The sequence below is a fragment of the Sporomusa sp. genome (assembly GCF_035561155.1).
In the GTDB taxonomy this organism is placed as follows: domain Bacteria; phylum Bacillota; class Negativicutes; order Sporomusales; family Sporomusaceae; genus Sporomusa.
Genome location: NZ_DATMYD010000071.1, coordinates 189,890 through 208,460, shown reverse-complemented (window position 1 = coordinate 208,460; position 18,571 = coordinate 189,890). Strand labels below are relative to the sequence as shown.

Sequence of the window (18,571 nt, the reverse complement as noted above, 5' to 3'; positions counted from 1 at the left end):
CATGACAGAGTATTTAGCATTAGGCGCCGTGGTTATTGACCGCGTTGTCGGCGACCCACGCACATCACTTCATCCCGTAGTTATGATCGGCAATTTCATAGCCTGGCTGGAACGTTGGCTATTGAATGCCAATCATTCGCCTGTGTGTAAAAATTTGGCCGGTACTGTACTTGTCGCTGTTGTGATCTCAGTAGTGTATGCAGTAGCGTGGCTGATTATGGCTGCTTTAGCTTCTATTCATCCATGGGCTGTTTATATTGGCGGAGCTGTACTGCTGTCTTTTGCCATATCACCCCGGAGTTTGGCTGAAGCCGGGCGGGAGATTGCTGGTTATCTAGATACTGGTAATATGGAACAAGCACGGTATAAGGTAGGGTGGATTGTAGGACGTGATACTGCCAATCTTGATACAGCCGAAGTTACCCGAGCAACGGTTGAGACTGTGGCTGAGAATATCGTTGATGGTATTATATCTCCGCTGTTTTACGGCTTAATCGGCGGTGTGCCGCTGGCTTGTCTGTACCGGGCAGTGAATACCATGGATTCGATGGTAGGCTATAAAAATGAAAAATATCGGGATTTTGGGATGATCGCCGCCCGGGTTGATGATGTATTTAACTATATTCCGGCAAGGATTACCGGTATTTTAATCATTATCGCAGCGGCATTACTTAGGCATGATGCCAACGGCGCTTGGCAGGCCATCAAGCGTGATGCAGCCAAGCACCCCAGCCCCAATAGCGGTTTTGCGGAGGCCGGTGTGGCCGGAGCATTGGGGGTTAGATTGGGTGGTCTCAACTATTATGGTGGAGTGGCTTCTTTACGGGCTCATATGGGTGAGGCTAAAAATGAGCTCCAGCCTGTACATATTGAACAAACCATTCAAATCATGTATTTGGTGACCACACTATTTATTGCAGGGGCCTTGTCTGTAAAATGGGTGCTGCTTAGTTCTGTGTAGTTCAATGTGGAGGAATTAGAGCTTGAAAGACTTTTTTACCGGATTACAATTTCTTACTCGCATCCGAGTGGTGGAGCAGACAGACTGGTCGCCGGACAGCTTTGGCCGCAGCGTAAAGTATTTTACACTAATCGGCGCCATTATTGGTTTGATTCTGGCCGGACTAAATTATTTCCTGAGCCAGTTTTTGCCGTCGCATGTACTGGCAGTCGTTATTATTTTAGCTGAAATTGTGCTTACTGGCGGTCTGCATTGTGACGGTCTTATGGACACTGCTGATGGCGTGTTTTCAGGACGGTCCAGAGAACGAATGCTGGAAATAATGAAAGACAGCCGTGTTGGTGCCAACGGTGTAGTGGCATTTGGGTTGCTGATACTGCTAAAATATTCGCTTATTATCGATATGACTCCGACAATGCTTACCGTTGCCCTTTTGGTTATGCCGGTAGCGGGGCGCCTGGCCATGGTTATCAGTATCGCGTCTTTCCCTTATGCACGGCCTGACGGTATGGGAAAGGCTTTCGCCCAGTACGCTGGTCGTAGAACTTTAATCATTGCCATAATTGCAGCTCTTGTGATTGTTATTCCGATGGGCCTTCAGGCATCAATTAGTACAGGTATAGCGGCTCTGGCTGGAGTACTGTCAGCCCGTTATTTTGCTAATGTTTTAGGCGGCTTAACCGGGGATACATATGGCGCTGTTACCGAGCTGACCGAGTTAATGGCTTTGCTCGTATTTGTCATTTAGAGGAAATAAGATTCAATCACTGAAAGGCAGACTTTGGTATGACAATTAAAGTTAAAGCACCTGGCTCATGCGGTGAACTGGTACAGGGCACAATAAACGGGGTTAACTTTTTGATTACCTGTCCGGTGGATTGGTATTCTGAAGTGACAGTCGTTTCCGGCGGCAGTATGGCGCATGCTCAACCCAAGACTGCTGCGGCTGTAAATAAGATATTTGAATATCTTAATATCTCGGGAAATATTGGGCTAGCAGTAGAATCTGATTTACCGGTAGGTAAAGGGATGGCTTCCAGCAGTGCCGATATCAGTGCTGCTTGTCAGGCTGCCGCGCTGGCAGTGGCAGATACGCAGCTGTCTTGTGATGAAATTGCCGATATCGCTTTAACAATCGAACCAACAGACGGCATTTTTTATCCAGGAATTATTATGTTCGATCATGTGCAGGGTAAAATCCGCCGCTACCTGGGCAATCCCCCGCCAATGTACATCGCGGTTTTTGATGTCGGCGGCCAGGTAGATACGTTAGTCTTTAATGACCGTGAGGATTTAGCTATTTTAAACAAAGCAAAAGAGACGCAGATAGTGACCGCCGTTGAGTTAGTGGCACAAGGTCTGAAAACGGGTAATGCCCGGCTTATTGGACAGGGAGCCACTATGAGCGCTGTAGCTAATCAAGCGATTTTATATAAGCCTTGCCTTGAACGAGTGATAAATTGCAGCAGCGACTTCGGTGCTGTAGGTGTCTGCGCTGCTCATAGCGGTACGGTGCTGGGTGTTATGTTCAGCGCTGACGCCATGGCGGGTCATGAAGCTTGTATCAAAGAGATATGCCGAGCCTGCCCGGAGGTTGCTTATTTAAAAACTGTCCGCCTAATTTCCGGCGGACTTATCATAACAGGAGATGATGGCAATGAGCGCTGATAACCAAGCAGCTAGTTTTGTTCATGGCGGCAATGTGCATGCCTGGGCGCGCGAGCGTGGTGGCGCGTTAGCAGGCGTGCTTGACTTTAGCGCCAACATAAATCCGCTTGGTTTAGCCGGCAGTGTGCGTGAAGCGATAACTCAGTCTGTCAGTCAGGTGATTCATTATCCCGATGTTGAGGCTGTAACGCTAAAAGCAGCAATAAGCAGCTATTATGATGTTGATGTTGAACATATTACTGCCGGTAACGGCGCTGTTGAACTGCTTTATGTGCTGACACACACCTTGCGGCCCAAAAGAGTGCTTATCCCGGCTCCTGCTTTTAGTGAATATGAGCGGGCGGCCACAGCGGCCGGTGCCGAGATCGAATATGCATTTTTGTCGCCGGAAAACAATTTTGCTTTTGATGTAAGTTCACTCTGTAGCCGTCTAAACGGAGTAGATATGGTGTTTATTGGCAACCCCAATAATCCTACCGGTACGCTGCTGACAGTCAGGCAACTGGAACGTTTGCTGTTTGCAGCCAAGAAGGCCGGGATAATGGTAATTGTAGATGAATCTTTCATGGACTTCATTATTGGCGACAGGGAATATACCTGCCGACCACTGCTTAAACAGTACGATAATCTGGTAATACTACATTCGCTTACTAAGTTTTATGCCATTCCTGGTCTTCGACTTGGCTTTGCCCTCACTCATCGAGATTTGACAGCCAAACTTCATGCTGCCAAAGACCCGTGGAATGTTAACTCCTTAGCGCAAGCAGCAGGCGTCGCAGCTTTAACCGATAAGGAGTATCAGCAGAAAAGCCGAGAAATCGTGAACCATGAAAAAAACATACTGTACGCAAGTCTGAAAGCTTTACCTGGAGTACATCCCTTTCCGCCATCTGTCAACTACATATTAATCAATACACGGCAAACCAGCTACTCAGCTGCCCACTTACGTCAAACTCTGGCTGAGCGGAACATCCTAATTCGTGATTGCAGCAACTATCCCGGACTTTCTCCTTATTACATCCGGGTTGCTGTTAAACTCAATGAACAAAACAAAATACTGCTCGAACGCTTAGAGCAGGTGTTGAGGTGAATCCATGACCAGACTAATAGTAGTGCGTCACGGTCAAACTATGTGGAATTTGGAGCGGAAATATCAGGGACACAGCGATATTGCTCTAAATGATAAAGGGCTTAGTCAGGCTCGCGCAGTAGCAAAACGTTTGGCTGAAGAATCTATTCATGCCGTTTATGCCAGTGATTTGTCCCGAGCTTTTAAGACCGCTGAATGTATAGCTGCCGAGCATAGCTTGACGGTAAACCTTGTTCCTGAACTACGGGAGATAAAGTTTGGTGAGTGGGAAGGTCTTACTTACGAACAAATTTCTGAGCGTTGGCCAGGTCTATTGGGTAAGTTGTGGACGACTCCGGACGAGCTTGAAATCCCTGGCGGAGAAACCTTTCATCAGCTAAAAGAGCGGGCAGCTGCCGCTATCCAAAAGATTGTGGCCGCGCATCCCGAGCAAACCGTAACAGTAGTAGCTCATGGAGGCACTATTGGAACCATTTTGTGCGCTACGCTGGAAATTCATCTGAATCATGTCTGGAGTATCAGGCAAGATAACACAGCAGTAAATGTAATTGATTATTATGATGGGAGACCGACAATTACTCTACTCAACTGCGTCCGACATTTAAAAGAAGAAAGCGCACACTAACAATTTCCTGAAAGTCAAATAAGTAATGACTGCGTGCGGTCAAGGTCGAACTGGTATATCCAGGTGATTTTTATATATTAGTCAAAAAAACCAGTTTTTTGACTGATTTTCAGCCTTGAACTAACGATGCGAACATGATAAGATACATAGTGTCGAAAGTCACTAATGCCTGAGGTGCTCGTTAACCTCTTATATGTTCAACCGACTCATTTACATGGGGAGTTTGATGTTATGCCGCTGCCAAGCCTCCTAAGAGTGGAAGGCAAAAGCGTAAATACAAGACGCCCACCTGCGAGAAGCGGGTATGAACATACAAGAGAACGGTATCATGGGCTTACATAATGTTTTACTGAATATTCTTTCTGCCTAGAAGGGGTATTTTTTTTTGCAAAAAAATTCGTAGGTTGTGGATTTCCAATTTTGCCAAAGTATATCCAGCTGTGTTATAATTAAAATAATTCTATTTAAGAGAGGGATACACTTTGAAAAAAGCAATTATTGAGATGGATAAAGGCAACGTGGTCATTGAGCTGTTCGAAAAAGACGCACCTAAGACGGTTGCTAACTTTGAAAAGCTGATTAATGAAGGTTTTTATAATGGCTTACAGTTTCACCGGGTAATTAAAGGATTTGTTGCGCAAGGCGGCTGCCCGAATGGTACTGGCGCTGGTGGTCCTGGGTACACAATTCCTTGTGAAACTAAAGGTAACCCGAACAAACATGAACGCGGATCACTGTCGATGGCCCATCGCGGCCCCAATACCGGTGGCAGCCAGTTCTTTATTGTGTACGAGCCCCAACCGCATTTGGATGGGGTACATACCGTATTTGGCAAGGTAATTGAAGGCATGGACGTCGTTGACCAGATTAATCAAGGCAACATAATGAATAAAGTCACTGTTGTTGAGGAATGATTTAACAGGTAACGTCGTAAACTGACGTAAGGGGGCTGCTCTGTGAATTATATTGAAACAATGCTCCAAATGAAAACCTGGGCCGTTGTGGGAGCTACCGATAACACCGAAAAGTTTGGCTATAAGATTTTTAAAGCGCTCAAGGAAGCTGGCTATACTGTGTACCCGGTAAACCCTGGTATACAAGAGATACTTGGTGTTAAATGCTACCCGGCGCTTAAGGATTTACCGGTCGTACCTGAGGTTGTAAACGTTGTAGTGCCTCCGAAAGTTGGCGAACAGATCATGAATAATTGCTCTGAGCTTGGTATTAAAAATGTCTGGCTTCAGCCTGGAGCTAATGCCGCTAGTGTAGTAAAACTGGCTAAAAATCTTGATCTTAATGTGGTTGATCAGAATTGTGTATTGGTTGAGCTTCGCAACCACAAGTAGGATAATCCATGTTTTATTTTAATTAAAAGGGGGACTGTCTGATGGCAAACGTAGTCAATGCTAACGAAAATAATTTCCAGGAAGAAGTGCTTGACGCCGCTAAGCCGGTGCTTGTAGATTTTTGGGCTCCGTGGTGTGGCTACTGCACTCGATTAGCTCCGGTTATGGATGAACTGGCAGAAGAAATGGGCGACCAAATTAAGGTTGCAAAAGTCAACGTTGACGAAAGCCGTTCCCTGGCGCAAAAATACGGTGTTATGAGTTTGCCTACGATGGTTGTCTTTAAAAATGGTGAGCTAGTGGAGAAGCTGACAGGGTATATGCCTAAAGCTAATATTGCCGCTAAAGTAGAAAAGTTAATCTAATTTTGATCCCGGCCTTTCGAGGCCGGGAATTTTATTTGGTATGTAACGCATATCCCCGTGTTTTTTAGCATAGGAAATACCATAGTATTTCTGAAACTGGCGGAGGATACTGTGGTGCGGGATACAGCCATAAAAGTAGTACTTGTAGGTTCACCCAATGTAGGCAAAAGTGCTATATTTAATTATTTAACAGGCAGTTATGTCGCCGTGTCTAATTATCCGGGTACTACGGTTGATATTTCTACAGGTCATTTTAAATTTAGTGGTCAGCGTTTCGAGGTTATTGATACACCAGGAATGTATTCACTAATTCCTCTAACTGAGGAGGAAAAGGTTACCAGATTACTACTAACAAGGCAAGTACCTGATGTTGTTGTCCATGTTGTTGACGCTAAAAACTTGCGGCGTATGCTTAATATGACCATTCAGCTGATTGATGCAGGGTTGCCTGTTATCCTTAATCTAAATATTATGGATGAGGCACAGAATATGGGCATGCTTATTGATGTATCGTTGCTTGAGAAGATGCTCGGAATCCCGGTTATCGCTACTTCTGCTGTTAACCGTATTGGGTTGGAGGCTTTAAAAAAGACAGTTGGCCAATATAAGCGGGTGAAGCCAAGTGTTTTTAAACTGAGCGATGGAATTGAGCAGTCAGTGACTAAAATAAGCGGACTATTAACCCGCACCTATGGCCTTAGCAAACGTATTACCGCGCTATTACTACTGCAAGGGGACGCTATGACGTTTAGTATTGCTCAGACCGAAGCGGCATGGCCTAAAATAGCTGCTGCCATTGAGCAGCTGTCTTCAAATAAGAAAAATAACCTTGACGCTCTTATTGCGACAGAGCGGCAGGTTATTGTCGACAAAATAGTTGTAAAAGCTGTTAGATACGCAAGGTTTGAGCGCCATAAAATGAAAATGCTGGCGGAATGGCTGGGAAGGGTAACTAGAGAACCGTTGACAGGCATTCCCCTCGTATGTCTTGTCCTATATTTCGGGCTATACCAGTTTGTGGGGAAATTTGGCGCGGGCTATCTTGTTGATTATATTAATAACAGTGTATTTGTACCGATCATTAGCCCAGTGGCTGAAGGAGTGGCTAATGCCTATATCCCCTGGGAATGGTTACGCTCGCTGCTGGTGGGGGAATACGGTATTTTTACCATGGGATTCCGCTACGCGACAGCCATTATTTTACCTATTGTCGGGACATTCTTTTTGGCTTTTGCTATACTTGAAGATACTGGTTATCTGCCACGCCTGGCTATGTTGGTAGATTCAATTTTCCGGTACTTTGGGCTTAATGGACGGGCAGTTATCCCGTTAACGCTGGGTTTAGGCTGCGGCACTATGGCTGTAATGGTTACACGAACGCTTGAAAGTAAGCGTGAACGTTTGTTGGCCACCTTTCTATTATCTCTAACCATACCTTGTTCGGCCCAACTTGGAGTTGTGCTGGCACTGCTCTCACATAACTCAGCTGCAGTTATTCTCTGGAGCGTCTACATGGTTCTCATCTTTGTTACTGTGGGCTGGTTAAGTGCTAAGTTTGTGCCTGGACACAGGAGTGCTTTCTATATGGAAATACCACCATTAAGGCTGCCGCTTGCCAGTAATGTTATAAAAAAGGCATATACGCGAATGTCTTGGTATTTCATGGAGATATTACCGGTGTTTATTGTCACCAGCGTTGTATTGTGGGCTGGTGATCGCAGTGGCATCTTAAATACAATGATTCAATATGTCGAGCCTGCAATGGTGCTTATAGGGCTGCCACCGGAGACTGCTCAAGCCTTTTTGCTCGGTTTTTTTCGCCGCGACTACGGGGCAGCCGGGCTTTATGACTTGGCAGTTGCAGGCAAACTGACAGATGCGCAATTGGTTGTTGCAGCAGTAGCATTAACCTTATTCGTTCCGTGTGTTGCGCAATTTGCCATCATGGTTAAAGAACGAGGATTGATTACAGCTGGGGCTATGGTGGTGTTGATTGTTATGGTTGCGTTTGTTTCGGCGGCTTTAGTTCACCAGGTTCTTCAGTTGTTACTATTTTAATCCTGATTGTGAGGAATGCTATGATAGAAGAGTCTGTTACTATGCTTCAAGCGGGTGAAAAGGCTAGAATTGTAGCTATAAGCAGTCAAGATTGTAGAAATATGCGGAAACTGACGGTATTTGGTTTGTTGCCTGGGATGGAAATAGAAGTAGTGCAAACCTCACCTGTCTATGTTCTCAGAATTGATAATACTCAATTGGCGCTTGATCGTGAGGCCGCATTAGGGATTATTGTTGTCAAATCCCAGCCCGGCAGGAACAAATAAAAAAACAGGGCTGGTTGCCCTGTTTTTCAAAAACTATTCGGTTACAGCTTTGTTTAAGTCGGCAACCAGAGCGGTTGCATCAATGCCGTGAGCGGCAGCACCTTGCTCGATATTCTCAAATCGAGCGGCAGCGCAACCTAGGCATCCCATACCATAGTTGCGGAATACTTGAACAGTCTGAGGATATTTTTGGACGACATCGACGATGCTCATTTCTTTAGTGATAGTCATTGTAGCGCCTCCTTAAGTTGAATATGGAATATGTTGACAAGATAATTAATTATATCATACTTGACTAATGCTTGTCATGACTTTATTATGATTTTAGAGAATGTCGTATGATGCTAATATTATCGCCTGCTCTCTGTTTTTTATGTGCTTTTTATACGAAATCTGACCGGCATTAGGAGTTTACATGGGAAAAACTGCATTTTGTATCAAGACTGTTGCTTTTAGTTGGTTTGGGCTGATTTTGGCCGCTGCTATTCTGGCGGCATGTATCATTAACTGGTGGCATATCCGGCTGCGCAAGGAGGACCCTAACAGGCTGTTGGATTTAACGCTATACAGCATACCGGTAGGCATCATTACCGCCAGAATCTATTATGTTGCTGTGAATTGGCAGATGTATGCTGATGCGCCAAATGAGATTTTAAAGATTTGGCACGGAGGCTTAGCTATTCACGGCGCACTTATCGGTGTTATTCTTACTGTCTGGATATATTCTCGAGTCTATAATATTTCTTTCTGGCATTGGGCTGATATAGTCGCACCAGGCCTTGTTTTTGGCCAGGCTATTGGCCAATGGGGTAATTTTATTAATCAGGATGCCTTCGGCTATCCTACTGATGTTCCCTGGGGAATTTACATTGATTATGCATACCGCCCGTTAGGGTATGAGCAGTTTGATTTTTTTCATCCAACTTTTTTATACGAATGTGGTTGGGATTTAGTGGTATTTATTATACTTGCGGCAGTAAGCTGGCTGATGGCTAGAAAACCTGAAAAGTCAGTACCAGGCAGCCTATTTTTACTATATATTATCTTGTATTCGGTAGGGCGCCTGGTAATTGAAGGCCTACGGATTGATAGTGAGATGATAGGGGATTGGCGCTTGGCGCAAGTGGTGAGTGGAATAGCTATCATGTGGGCCGGAGCGCTTATGCTGTGGCGGAACTATAAAATACAAAACCGGCTTAAGACCGGATATTTAGAGAGGAAAGGCGGTGGCCCGTATTAGCCGGCGTCAGGTATGTCTTATTGTTCTAGGCCTTATTTTTCTACTAATTTTGTCATCTGCTGTAGTAAGCACCACTGCTGTGGTTGCTGGGCGCAATAGTAACCGTGCGGTAAATACTTCGCTTATTGATGTTCCTATTTTAAATTATCATAAAATTGATTCATTTTATCATGCACTTTCTATACCACCACAAGAATTTGAAGAACAAATGGCGTATCTGTCTCAAAACGGCTTTACTACAATTACACCAGATCAGCTTATGTCTTATCTTAACCAAGGTAAAGAACTTCCGGAAAAACCCATTTTAATTACGTTTGATGATGGTTACCTTGATAATTATACCAATGCGTATCCTATTATGAAAAAGTATGGTTTTACCGCTACTATATTTTTAGTGACTAATTTAGTCGGGCACGATGAACGGTTTATGAGCTGGGACCAAGTGCGGGAAATGCAGAAAGACGGTTTTGTTTTTGGCTCTCATACTGTTTCTCATGCTGCACTTACCAAGCTTTCGCGTGAGCAGGTTATGGAGGAGCTAGTAACTTCCCGTAAAGAGATGGAGCAGCAGCTAGGCGGGAAGATACGCTACTTTGCTTACCCTACCGGCGCATACAACCTGCAGATTGAGGAAATGGTTAAACAGGCTGGTTACAAAGCTGCATTTACTATCCGTTACGGTCAGGCGGGTGCAGAGAGTAATCCGTATGCGCTTGAGCGCATACCTATCTTTAGGGGACCGCAGACGTTTCGCAGTTTCTTCGTTAGGCTCAATGCTGCACCTTTATTGGAACGATTTGGCTTGATTAGAAATTAAGTAATTAAAAACATAGGACTTTAGTCTCCAAATTTTGGTTTTTTAAAAAATCCTGCATATTTCAGGCAGGATTTTTTTTATTTGCCCAGAATAGACTAAAAAAGTGGTGTAGAGTGGTGTAAAGTGGTTAATAATTTTGAATGGTGGTGACAGCCGTGTTCATGGGTGAGTATTTGCATACCATCGATAATAAAGGCCGGCTGATTCTTCCTGCCAGATTTCGTGAAGAATTGGGAGAAACATTTATTGCCACCAAAGGATTAGATAACTGCTTATTTGTATATACCCGCAGCGAGTGGGCTATCCTAGAAGAAAAATTAAAGAAGCTTCCGCTGGCTAAACCAGAAGCCAGAGCCTTTGTCCGCTTCTTTTTTTCAGGAGCAGCCGAACTTGATTGTGATAAACAGGGGAGAGTGCTTGTGCCTCCTAACTTACGCGAGCATGCCAAGTTAGATAAAGACGTAGTCGTGATTGGCGTGTCAACCAGGATTGAGATTTGGGATAAAGTCGCCTGGGATGAATATAACCAGCAAGTGAGTCCTACTGTTGCTGAGATTGCTGAAAACTTGGCTGATTTAGGGATTTAATTATAACCGAAACGAGTTGTTAAAAGTGCAAGAACATGAATTTGAACATACGAGTGTACTGCTAGAAGAGAGCGTCGCAGGCATTTTTTCTAATCCGGAGGGCATCTATGTAGATTGTACGTTAGGTGGCGCTGGTCATTCCGCCTGTTTAGCCGCACGCTTAGCACCGGCAGGCTGGTTAATTGGCATTGATCAGGATCCGGCAGCTATTAATGCCGGTAAGCTGCGTTTATCAGGGGCTAGTTGCCGGATAAGTATCGTTCAAAATAATTTCCAGTGTTTGGGTTCGGTGCTTGATGATTTGGAGACAGGATTAGTAGATGGTGTTTTGTTTGACTTAGGAGTATCGTCGCATCAGCTTGATGTTGCTGACCGGGGATTTTCTTACATGCAGGATGCACCGCTTGATATGCGTATGAATCCAAGTGCAGATTTTTCAGCATATGATGTTGTCAATACCTACAATGAACAACAATTGACAGCGATAATTACTGATTATGGCGAGGAACGCTGGGCTAAACGAATTGCCCAATTTATTGTCGAAAACAGGGCTAAGAGCAGTATAGAAACTACAGGTCAACTCGTAGATGTTATTAAAAAAGCTATCCCTGCCGGCGCACGCCGGGATGGTCCACATCCAGCCAAAAGAACGTTTCAGGCTATTAGGATCGAAGTTAATAACGAACTGGGAATTTTGCGGGATACTTTTATTACAGCGGTAGAGCGTTTAAAACCCGGGGGGCGTATTGGAATAATAACATTCCATTCACTAGAGGATCGGATTGCTAAGCAAACGTTGCAGCAATTGGCTAAAGCGTGCATTTGTCCGCCGCAAATACCGATATGTGTCTGCAACACTAAGCCCAAAGTAAAGGTACTGGGAAAGCCTATTCTACCGTCGCCTGATGAGCTTGAGAATAATCCTCGCGCTCGTAGCGCTAAGCTTCGGATCGCTGTAAAGTTATAGCGACAATTGTTCTAAATTATGGGGAGGAACAATAGAAATGTTAGTACATAAAAAACAAGAATTACATGTGTATGAACAGGAAGCCGCTTCACCTGCGCCTAAGATTGTACAAAAAGCTGATAAACGACTGCGCGTCAAATGCCTGACACTTGTCATTATAGCTGTTGTAATGGCTGCCATTACAACTATGCAGAGTGCTGCTATTGTGCAAGCTGGCTATGATTTGGTAAAAATTAAAGGCCAAGTAGCAAAGATAGAGAAAGAAAATGAGCTTTTGCGCCTTGATATTGCCAGGCTTAAATCGCCGCAGCGTATCGAAGAAATTGCCGTAAAAGAGTTAGGGATGGTTGTGCCTAAAAACGCTTATTATGCGTCAGCCATACCTGCAAACACTCAGCCTCAATCAGAACCGGTCAAAAATACCGGTGTTACTGAGCAGATACTGAGCGCTATCAAAGTCAACAAAGCGGAGGCGAGCAAAGGGCGGTAATTTTAAACGATGGGGGAGATAAATAAGTGGCATCTGTTTCGCATGTTACCATCAGGAAAAGGGTCGCTTGCCTTTTCTTGATCATATCGGTAATTATGATGGGGTTGATTGGTCGCTTACTGTATCTCCAGTTTTATAAGAGTGCCTGGCTATCAGAGAACGCTGTTGATCAACGTATACGTGAGATTCCGGTTGAGGCAAAACGGGGTATTATTTTTGATCGGCATGGCCGGGAGCTTGCGGTTAGTGTCAGCACTGAATCTGTATACGCCATACCTGCCGAAATACGGAACCATGAAGAAACAGCAGCCAGACTGGCTGCTATTTTGGCGTTAGATGAAAACAATCTTAAAAACAAATTAAAAAAGCGCCAGGCATTTACGTGGATAAAACGCAAGATTGAACCAGAAACAGCCCGACAGGTACAAATGCTTAATCTTCCAGGTATTGGTCTAACTCAAGAAAGCCAACGTTATTATCCCCATGATAATCTGGCAGCACATATTCTCGGTTTTAATGGGATTGACAGCCAAGGTTTGGATGGCGTAGAAATGACTTTTGACAGTTATCTGAAAGGCCGTTCAGGCAGTATTGTCATTGAGTACGATGCCAGAGGCCGGGAGATTCCCCAGGCGTCCCACCGGTTTGTGCCACCGGTGGAAGGAAATAATATCTATCTCACCATTGATTTGGTTATTCAACAGATTGTCGAGCGTGAACTTGACCGGGTAATGAAAGAGACCCAGGCCAAGGCTGCTACCATTATTGCCATAGATCCACGCGACGGCGGAGTTTTGGCGTTAGCCAACAGGCCGGACTATAATCCTAATAAATTTAGTGAGGTTTCTCCAAAACTCTGGAGAAACATTGCTGTTTCTAATGTTTATGAACCTGGCTCAACCTTTAAAATTATTACTACATCAGCAGCCATGTCCGAACATATTGTTAAGCCTGACGAAAGATTCTTTGATCCTGGTGAGGTCGAAGTACAAGGGCGCAATATCCACTGCTGGAAACATGGGGGGCATGGCAGTCAAACCTTTGCTGAGGTGGTTCAGAACTCCTGTAATGTGGGGTTTGTTAATGTTGGACTGCGTTTAGGGCGCGACCCATTTTACCGTTATATTGATGCTTTTGGTTTCGGCCGAACTACCAATATTGATTTGCCGGGAGAAGCAAAGGGGCTTATGATTGACCGCGCCAAAGCAACCCCAATTAATATCGCAACCATGTCAATCGGCCAGAGTATTGCCGTTTCACCTGTTCAGTTGGTGACGGCAGCCGCTGCTGTAGCTAACGATGGTCAGCTCCTTAGACCGCAGATTGTCAGAGAAGTTAAGGATAAATCAGGGCAAATCGTTAGAGGGTTTCAGCCTGATGTTATCAGGCAGGTTCTTGATCCTACGATAACGAAACAAGTTAAGGAGATATTAGAATCGGTAGTATCACAGGGTTCAGGTAAGAATGCGTATATAGAGGGCTTCAAAATTGCAGGAAAAACCGGCACTGCACAAAAAGTCGGCGCCGGTGGTTATTTGCCTGATAAATATGTAGCTTCATTTGTCGGGTTTGCTCCTGCCGACAATCCTCAGGTCGCTATGCTGGTTATTATTGATGAACCTGTCGGTCTTTACTACGGCGGGCAGATTGCAGCGCCGGTATTTGGGGCTGTAATGAAAGATGTCCTGCAGTATCTTAAGGTCAGTCCGCAGCCAATATCAGGTACAGCTAAACCCGGTGGTCCAGATACCCATGTGCTGGTTCCTAGTGTAATTAACTTAAATGTTCCTGAGGCCATAAAAGAGTTAGAGAAAGCAGGGTTGATCCCGCGTATTGAAGAGTCAGGTGACAGGGTAGCGGATCAAATTCCTAAACCTGGAAGTCGCATGCCGACTGGTAGCGGTGTGCTGCTTTATACTATGACACCACGCTATCTGGCAGGTGAAGTTACTGTACCGGACTTAACCGGTCGGACACCACGCGAGGCATCAGATATGCTGGCCGAGCTTGGACTTGTAATAAATCCTCAGGGGACGGGCGGGAAAACGATCAAACAAGACCCGTTACCTGGCAGTAAAGTATTATCAGGAACAAGTATTACTACCTATTTCGAGTAAATGGCGTTAAAATAAGATATATTGGTAAAAATAGATAATAAGAGTATATTAACTAATTTTTTTGTAGTTGGGCAGGAGGATAAGGTTATGGTCAAAAATTTAGAACAATTGGCGGCATTACTGCCGTATGCAGCAATACAAGGACGGCTTGATAAAGAAATCAAGGCAGTGGCCCACGATTCCCGCAGGGTAGTTCCTGGCACATTGTTTGTCTGTCTGACAGGAGCTCATGTTGACGGGCACGATTTTGTCGGCGATGCAATTCAGCGCGGAGCAGTGGCTGTGCTTGTGGAAAAAGATGTACCAGAAGCATCAAACGGCAACATAACTGTCATCAAAGTTGATAATACTCGTACGGCGATGCAGGCCGTTGTGCCTTATTTTTTTGATTATCCGGGTCATAAGTTAAGAATGATTGGCGTCACTGGCACTAACGGCAAAACAACAACTACCTACTTGATTAGAAGTATTTTACGGCAGGCCGGCTACAAGGTAGGTCTAATTGGAACAATACAGACGCTGATTGACGATAAGGTACTGCCGGTAAAAAATACTACACCTGATGTAATTGAACTACAAAGTACGCTTTCTGAAATGGTCAATAGCGGTATGGAATACGCAGTTATGGAAGTTTCATCACATGCCTTGGCGTTGGGCCGGGTAGCCGGCTGTGAATTTGATGTTGCTGTATTTACCAATATGACCCAAGATCATTTGGATTTTCATCAAACGTTTGACAACTATATTGACGCCAAAGCTGAGTTGTTCCGGCACTTGAACAGGCCTGGCAGTAAGAAAGCAGGTAAAGCCGCAATCATTAATTTTGATGATGATGCCGGTAAAACGATGGCAAGCAATTCGAATTGTCCGATCATAAGTTATGCTATTAATAGTTCTGCAGTATTAACTGCCGACAGTCTTGATGTGGAAGCAGCTGGCTCCAGCTTCAGTGTCAATGGATCGTTTGGGACTATGCCGCTCAAGCTAAGTATTACTGGCATGTTTAACGTCTATAACGTGTTGGCGGCAATCGGGGTTGCTCTGGCGGAAAAAGTTGACCCAGCCATTATTAAACAGGCCCTCGAAAGCTTTACCAGCGTACCAGGAAGATTTGAATTAGTGCATGCCGGACAACCGTTTACTGTCATTGTTGACTATGCTCATACACCGGACGGTTTAGAAAACGTGCTTAAAACAGCTAAACAGTTTGCCAGAGCCAAGATTATCGTAGTGTTTGGCTGTGGTGGTGATCGTGACCGTACTAAGCGGCCGATTATGGGCAAACTAGCCGCTTTATATGGCGATATCGTGCTGGCTACATCTGATAATCCCCGTAGTGAAGAACCTGAAAAAATATTAGAAGATATAGAAGTGGGGATAAGGGAAGGTTTGGAAACCGCTTGCTTTGGCAAAAGCTATGAAATACTTCCTGACCGTCGTCAGGCCATCACTCAGGCAATTAAATTGGCTGGGCCGCAGGATGTCGTACTCATTGCTGGTAAGGGCCACGAAACTTACCAGATATTAAAAGACCGAACAATAGATTTTGATGACCGGCAAGTAGCTCGTGAGATTATCAGGGAGATGAGAACAAATGCCTGATTTTAGTTTGACTGAAGTGTTAAAGGCTACCTGCGGTCGTTTGGCCAGTGCAACAGGCGGCAAACTTTTCCGTGGTATTTCCACTGATACTAGGACTGTTCAGCCTGGCAATTTGTTTATAGCTTTAATTGGTGAACGCTTTGACGGGCATGAGTTTGTTGCTCAGGCTGTCAGTAAGGGGGCAATTGGGGTCGTTGTTAGCAGGCAGACATCTGTGCCTGCTAACGTGGCTGTAATAGAAGTAAAAGATACTCTGGCTGCCCTGCAGGCTTTAGCAAGGTTTCATCGTAAACGTTATCAGATCCCTGTAATCGGTGTGACAGGTTCTAACGGTAAGACTACAACCAAAGATATGCTTGCCGCTGTGTTGTCTAGCAGGTTCAACGTGCTTAAGACAGAAGCCAATTTTAATAATGAAATTGGGCTACCACTAACCCTGTTAAAACTTGAGTCTGTACATGAAGCCGCAGTTGTTGAGATGGGTATGCGCGCCCGTGGAGAAATTCATGAGCTGACCGAAATTGCTTTACCTACAGTGGGTGTAGTGACCAATGTAGGTGAAACTCATATGGAAATCCTAGGTTCAGTTGAAAATATCGCTGCTGCTAAGGCCGAATTAGTTGAAGCTATTGCTCATGATGATTTGATTGTGCTTAATGCTGATGATCCGCATGTTCGAGCTATGCAGGAAAAAGCTCATGGACGCGTCGTGTTTTACGGCTTAAACCCAGAAGCATTTGTGCGTGCCGAGAACATATCCACCGGGGAGAACGGTGAATTGACAACTACGTTTGACTGTTGTAGTCCACGTGGTTCTTTTCCTGTTATTTTGCATACAATGGGTATACATAATGTTTATAATGCACTGGCGGCTATCGCCGTCGGATGGGAATTAGGGTTACGGCCTGGTGAAATAAAAGACGGGATTAGTAGTTTTATTCCTGGTGCGATGCGGCAAGAGGTAAAAAGATACGGAGAGTATACTGTTATCAATGACGTATATAATGCCAGTCCGCTATCAATGGCAGCCGCGCTTAAGACGTTGTCTGACATTAGCAAAGGCCGCAAGATCGCAGTGTTAGGTGATATGCTGGAGCTTGGCGAGGCAGCAGTTGAGGCTCATCGTCGGATCGGGCAGCTGGCCGCTGAGCAAGGAATAGACATAGTACTCACAGTGGGGCAATTATCACAACATATTGTGGATGCTGCCTATGAGCATGGTGTTAAAACTACCCGCGCCTTTACCGGGCACCAGGAGGCAATAGAAGCTTTACGCTGTTTGATGAAGCCTGGAGATTATATCTTGCTTAAAGGTTCCCGTGGCATGAAGATGGAAACTATGCTGGAAACATTTAACGATACGTCGCTGCTATAGCGAGCCAATACAGGAGGTTACGATGCAGGAATTGTTGTATGCTGCCGCGATGGCATTTGCCATTGCTATAATAGCGGGGCCGTTGGTTATTCCCATGCTAAGGCGGCTTAAATTTGGGCAAAGCATCAGGGAAGAAGGCCCTGAAAGACATTATGCCAAAGCTGGCACGCCCACTATGGGCGGGGTGTTGATTTTAGTGGCTCTTACGATTCCCAGCCTTGTATTTGCAGGCAAAAACCCTGAGGTGCTGTTAGCCTTATTTGTTACATTAGGCCATGGTTTAATTGGTTTTCTTGACGATTTTATAAAAGTGGTGCTTAAACGTTCATTGGGTCTTAAAGCCCGGCAAAAGTTGCTGGGACAAATTATTATGGCGTTGGCGCTCTCCTATATTGCAAGTATTTACTTTGGTCGCGGAACCGATTTATGGATACCTGTTCTGGGAGTTAATGTTGACTTTGGGGCCTTATATTATCTGCTAATCTTCATTGTACTTGTCGGTACTACGAATGCAGTTAATCTTACTGACGGTCTTGACGGCTTAGCCGCAGGCACGACAACCGTAGCTGCATTGGCGTATGCCGTAGTGGCTCTTTCCTTTGGAAAACCTCATTTAGCCATTTTTTGTGTAGCTTTGGCTGGGGCGTGTCTGGGGTTCTTACGGTATAACGCTCATCCTGCTAAGGTTTTTATGGGCGACACCGGTTCATTGGCTTTGGGAGGGGCACTTGCGGCAGTTGCAGTAATGACTAAAACTGAATTTTTGTTGGTTATTGTTGGCGGCGTATTTGTTATTGAAGCGCTTTCAGTCATTATTCAAGTTATTTCCTTTAAGTCAACAGGGAAGCGAGTATTTAAAATGAGTCCAATTCATCACCACTTTGAATTGTCCGGTTGGTCTGAAACCAAAGTGGTGACGGTATTTTGGCTGGCAGGCGCAGTGTTTGCCGCCGTGGCTTTGAGCGTGTTGGCAGTCAGCCGGGCAGGGGGTATGTAA

At 44.9% G+C, this 18,571-nt stretch carries 20 protein-coding genes and 1 other RNA gene; 20 read left to right on the top strand and 1 reads right to left on the bottom strand.

Annotation, left to right across the window (positions count from 1 at the left end; genetic code table 11):
• The first annotated feature begins 1 nt into the window (after window position 1).
• From cbiB to VN447_RS09195, 11 genes are all read left to right on the top strand, one after another.
• On the top strand, window positions 2-961 hold the full coding sequence (gene cbiB, locus VN447_RS09245; protein ID WP_325524895.1) for an adenosylcobinamide-phosphate synthase CbiB: 960 nt from the start codon (window positions 2-4) through the stop codon (window positions 959-961).
• 22 nt (window positions 962-983) lie between these two features.
• Entirely contained in the window at window positions 984-1,709 is a 726-nt protein-coding gene (gene cobS / locus VN447_RS09240) for an adenosylcobinamide-GDP ribazoletransferase (protein WP_325524893.1), read from the top strand.
• 38 nt (window positions 1,710-1,747) lie between these two features.
• Entirely contained in the window at window positions 1,748-2,629 is an 882-nt protein-coding gene (locus VN447_RS09235; RefSeq protein ID WP_325524891.1) for a GHMP kinase, read from the top strand.
• Window positions 2,619-3,719: a threonine-phosphate decarboxylase CobD gene (cobD, locus tag VN447_RS09230; RefSeq protein ID WP_325524890.1), complete on the top strand. Its 1,101-nt coding sequence runs from the start codon at window positions 2,619-2,621 to the stop codon at window positions 3,717-3,719. Before VN447_RS09235 ends, cobD begins: the two co-directional genes overlap by 11 nt.
• A 4-nt stretch (window positions 3,720-3,723) precedes the next feature.
• Entirely contained in the window at window positions 3,724-4,344 is a 621-nt protein-coding gene (gene cobC, locus VN447_RS09225; protein WP_325524888.1) for an alpha-ribazole phosphatase, read from the top strand.
• A gap of 163 nt (window positions 4,345-4,507) precedes the next feature.
• A non-coding RNA gene (gene ssrS, locus VN447_RS09220) (6S RNA) lies at window positions 4,508-4,683 on the top strand.
• 143 nt (window positions 4,684-4,826) lie between these two features.
• A complete protein-coding gene (locus tag VN447_RS09215; protein WP_325524886.1) occupies window positions 4,827-5,258 on the top strand; it encodes a peptidylprolyl isomerase in 432 nt (143 codons plus the stop codon).
• Between the two features lie 42 nt (window positions 5,259-5,300).
• On the top strand, window positions 5,301-5,690 hold the full coding sequence (locus VN447_RS09210) for a CoA-binding protein (protein ID WP_325524885.1): 390 nt from the start codon (window positions 5,301-5,303) through the stop codon (window positions 5,688-5,690).
• Between the two features lie 41 nt (window positions 5,691-5,731).
• Entirely contained in the window at window positions 5,732-6,055 is a 324-nt protein-coding gene (gene trxA / locus VN447_RS09205; protein ID WP_325524883.1) for a thioredoxin, read from the top strand.
• A gap of 114 nt (window positions 6,056-6,169) precedes the next feature.
• On the top strand, window positions 6,170-8,113 hold the full coding sequence (feoB, locus tag VN447_RS09200; RefSeq protein ID WP_325524881.1) for a ferrous iron transport protein B: 1,944 nt from the start codon (window positions 6,170-6,172) through the stop codon (window positions 8,111-8,113).
• Between the two features lie 20 nt (window positions 8,114-8,133).
• Complete coding sequence (locus VN447_RS09195; RefSeq protein ID WP_325524879.1) at window positions 8,134-8,379, top strand: FeoA family protein; 246 nt, start codon at window positions 8,134-8,136, stop codon at window positions 8,377-8,379.
• A 33-nt stretch (window positions 8,380-8,412) separates the two neighbouring features.
• Here the strand turns inward: VN447_RS09195 and VN447_RS09190 are convergent, their stop codons facing one another.
• Window positions 8,413-8,610 carry a DUF1858 domain-containing protein gene (locus VN447_RS09190; protein WP_325524878.1) on the bottom strand — a complete coding sequence of 66 codons (198 nt, stop codon included), beginning with the start codon at window positions 8,608-8,610 and terminating at the stop codon, window positions 8,413-8,415.
• A gap of 184 nt (window positions 8,611-8,794) precedes the next feature.
• Here VN447_RS09190 and lgt point away from each other — a divergent pair, with 184 nt between their 5' ends.
• The 9 genes from lgt (at window position 8,795) to mraY (ending at window position 18,571) form a co-directional block, all read left to right on the top strand.
• Window positions 8,795-9,619, top strand: a complete 825-nt coding sequence (lgt, locus tag VN447_RS09185) for a prolipoprotein diacylglyceryl transferase (protein WP_325524876.1) — start codon at window positions 8,795-8,797, stop codon at window positions 9,617-9,619.
• Window positions 9,606-10,436 carry a polysaccharide deacetylase family protein gene (locus VN447_RS09180; RefSeq protein ID WP_325524875.1) on the top strand — a complete coding sequence of 277 codons (831 nt, stop codon included), beginning with the start codon at window positions 9,606-9,608 and terminating at the stop codon, window positions 10,434-10,436. Before lgt ends, VN447_RS09180 begins: the two co-directional genes overlap by 14 nt.
• Window positions 10,437-10,591: 155 nt before the next feature.
• The gene (gene mraZ, locus VN447_RS09175; RefSeq protein WP_325524873.1) at window positions 10,592-11,023 is read left to right on the top strand and encodes a division/cell wall cluster transcriptional repressor MraZ; all 432 of its coding nucleotides are present in this window, start codon (window positions 10,592-10,594) and stop codon (window positions 11,021-11,023) included.
• 25 nt (window positions 11,024-11,048) lie between these two features.
• On the top strand, window positions 11,049-11,990 hold the full coding sequence (gene rsmH / locus VN447_RS09170) for a 16S rRNA (cytosine(1402)-N(4))-methyltransferase RsmH (protein WP_325524871.1): 942 nt from the start codon (window positions 11,049-11,051) through the stop codon (window positions 11,988-11,990).
• A 37-nt stretch (window positions 11,991-12,027) separates the two neighbouring features.
• Window positions 12,028-12,480 (top strand): cell division protein FtsL, encoded by a 453-nt coding sequence (gene ftsL, locus VN447_RS09165; RefSeq protein WP_325524870.1) that lies wholly within the window; start codon window positions 12,028-12,030, stop codon window positions 12,478-12,480.
• 26 nt (window positions 12,481-12,506) lie between these two features.
• On the top strand, window positions 12,507-14,597 hold the full coding sequence (locus tag VN447_RS09160; protein ID WP_325524868.1) for a stage V sporulation protein D: 2,091 nt from the start codon (window positions 12,507-12,509) through the stop codon (window positions 14,595-14,597).
• 87 nt (window positions 14,598-14,684) lie between these two features.
• Window positions 14,685-16,199 carry a UDP-N-acetylmuramoyl-L-alanyl-D-glutamate--2,6-diaminopimelate ligase gene (locus VN447_RS09155; RefSeq protein ID WP_325524866.1) on the top strand — a complete coding sequence of 505 codons (1,515 nt, stop codon included), beginning with the start codon at window positions 14,685-14,687 and terminating at the stop codon, window positions 16,197-16,199.
• On the top strand, window positions 16,192-17,574 hold the full coding sequence (locus tag VN447_RS09150) for a UDP-N-acetylmuramoyl-tripeptide--D-alanyl-D-alanine ligase (protein ID WP_325524864.1): 1,383 nt from the start codon (window positions 16,192-16,194) through the stop codon (window positions 17,572-17,574). Before VN447_RS09155 ends, VN447_RS09150 begins: the two co-directional genes overlap by 8 nt.
• A gap of 22 nt (window positions 17,575-17,596) precedes the next feature.
• On the top strand, window positions 17,597-18,571 hold the full coding sequence (mraY, locus tag VN447_RS09145; RefSeq protein WP_325524863.1) for a phospho-N-acetylmuramoyl-pentapeptide-transferase: 975 nt from the start codon (window positions 17,597-17,599) through the stop codon (window positions 18,569-18,571).

Coding starts and splice junctions, on each gene's coding strand:
- ftsL (WP_325524870.1), top strand. CDS start 12,028: ATGTTAGTACATAAAAAACAAGAATTACATGTGTATGAACAGGAAGCC.
- lgt (WP_325524876.1), top strand. CDS start 8,795: ATGGGAAAAACTGCATTTTGTATCAAGACTGTTGCTTTTAGTTGGTTT.
- cbiB (WP_325524895.1), top strand. CDS start 2: ATGACAGAGTATTTAGCATTAGGCGCCGTGGTTATTGACCGCGTTGTC.
- trxA (WP_325524883.1), top strand. CDS start 5,732: ATGGCAAACGTAGTCAATGCTAACGAAAATAATTTCCAGGAAGAAGTG.
- cobC (WP_325524888.1), top strand. CDS start 3,724: ATGACCAGACTAATAGTAGTGCGTCACGGTCAAACTATGTGGAATTTG.
- VN447_RS09195 (WP_325524879.1), top strand. CDS start 8,134: ATGATAGAAGAGTCTGTTACTATGCTTCAAGCGGGTGAAAAGGCTAGA.
- VN447_RS09155 (WP_325524866.1), top strand. CDS start 14,685: ATGGTCAAAAATTTAGAACAATTGGCGGCATTACTGCCGTATGCAGCA.
- mraY (WP_325524863.1), top strand. CDS start 17,597: ATGCAGGAATTGTTGTATGCTGCCGCGATGGCATTTGCCATTGCTATA.
- cobD (WP_325524890.1), top strand. CDS start 2,619: ATGAGCGCTGATAACCAAGCAGCTAGTTTTGTTCATGGCGGCAATGTG.
- VN447_RS09235 (WP_325524891.1), top strand. CDS start 1,748: ATGACAATTAAAGTTAAAGCACCTGGCTCATGCGGTGAACTGGTACAG.
- VN447_RS09150 (WP_325524864.1), top strand. CDS start 16,192: ATGCCTGATTTTAGTTTGACTGAAGTGTTAAAGGCTACCTGCGGTCGT.
- VN447_RS09190 (WP_325524878.1), bottom strand. CDS start 8,610: ATGACTATCACTAAAGAAATGAGCATCGTCGATGTCGTCCAAAAATAT.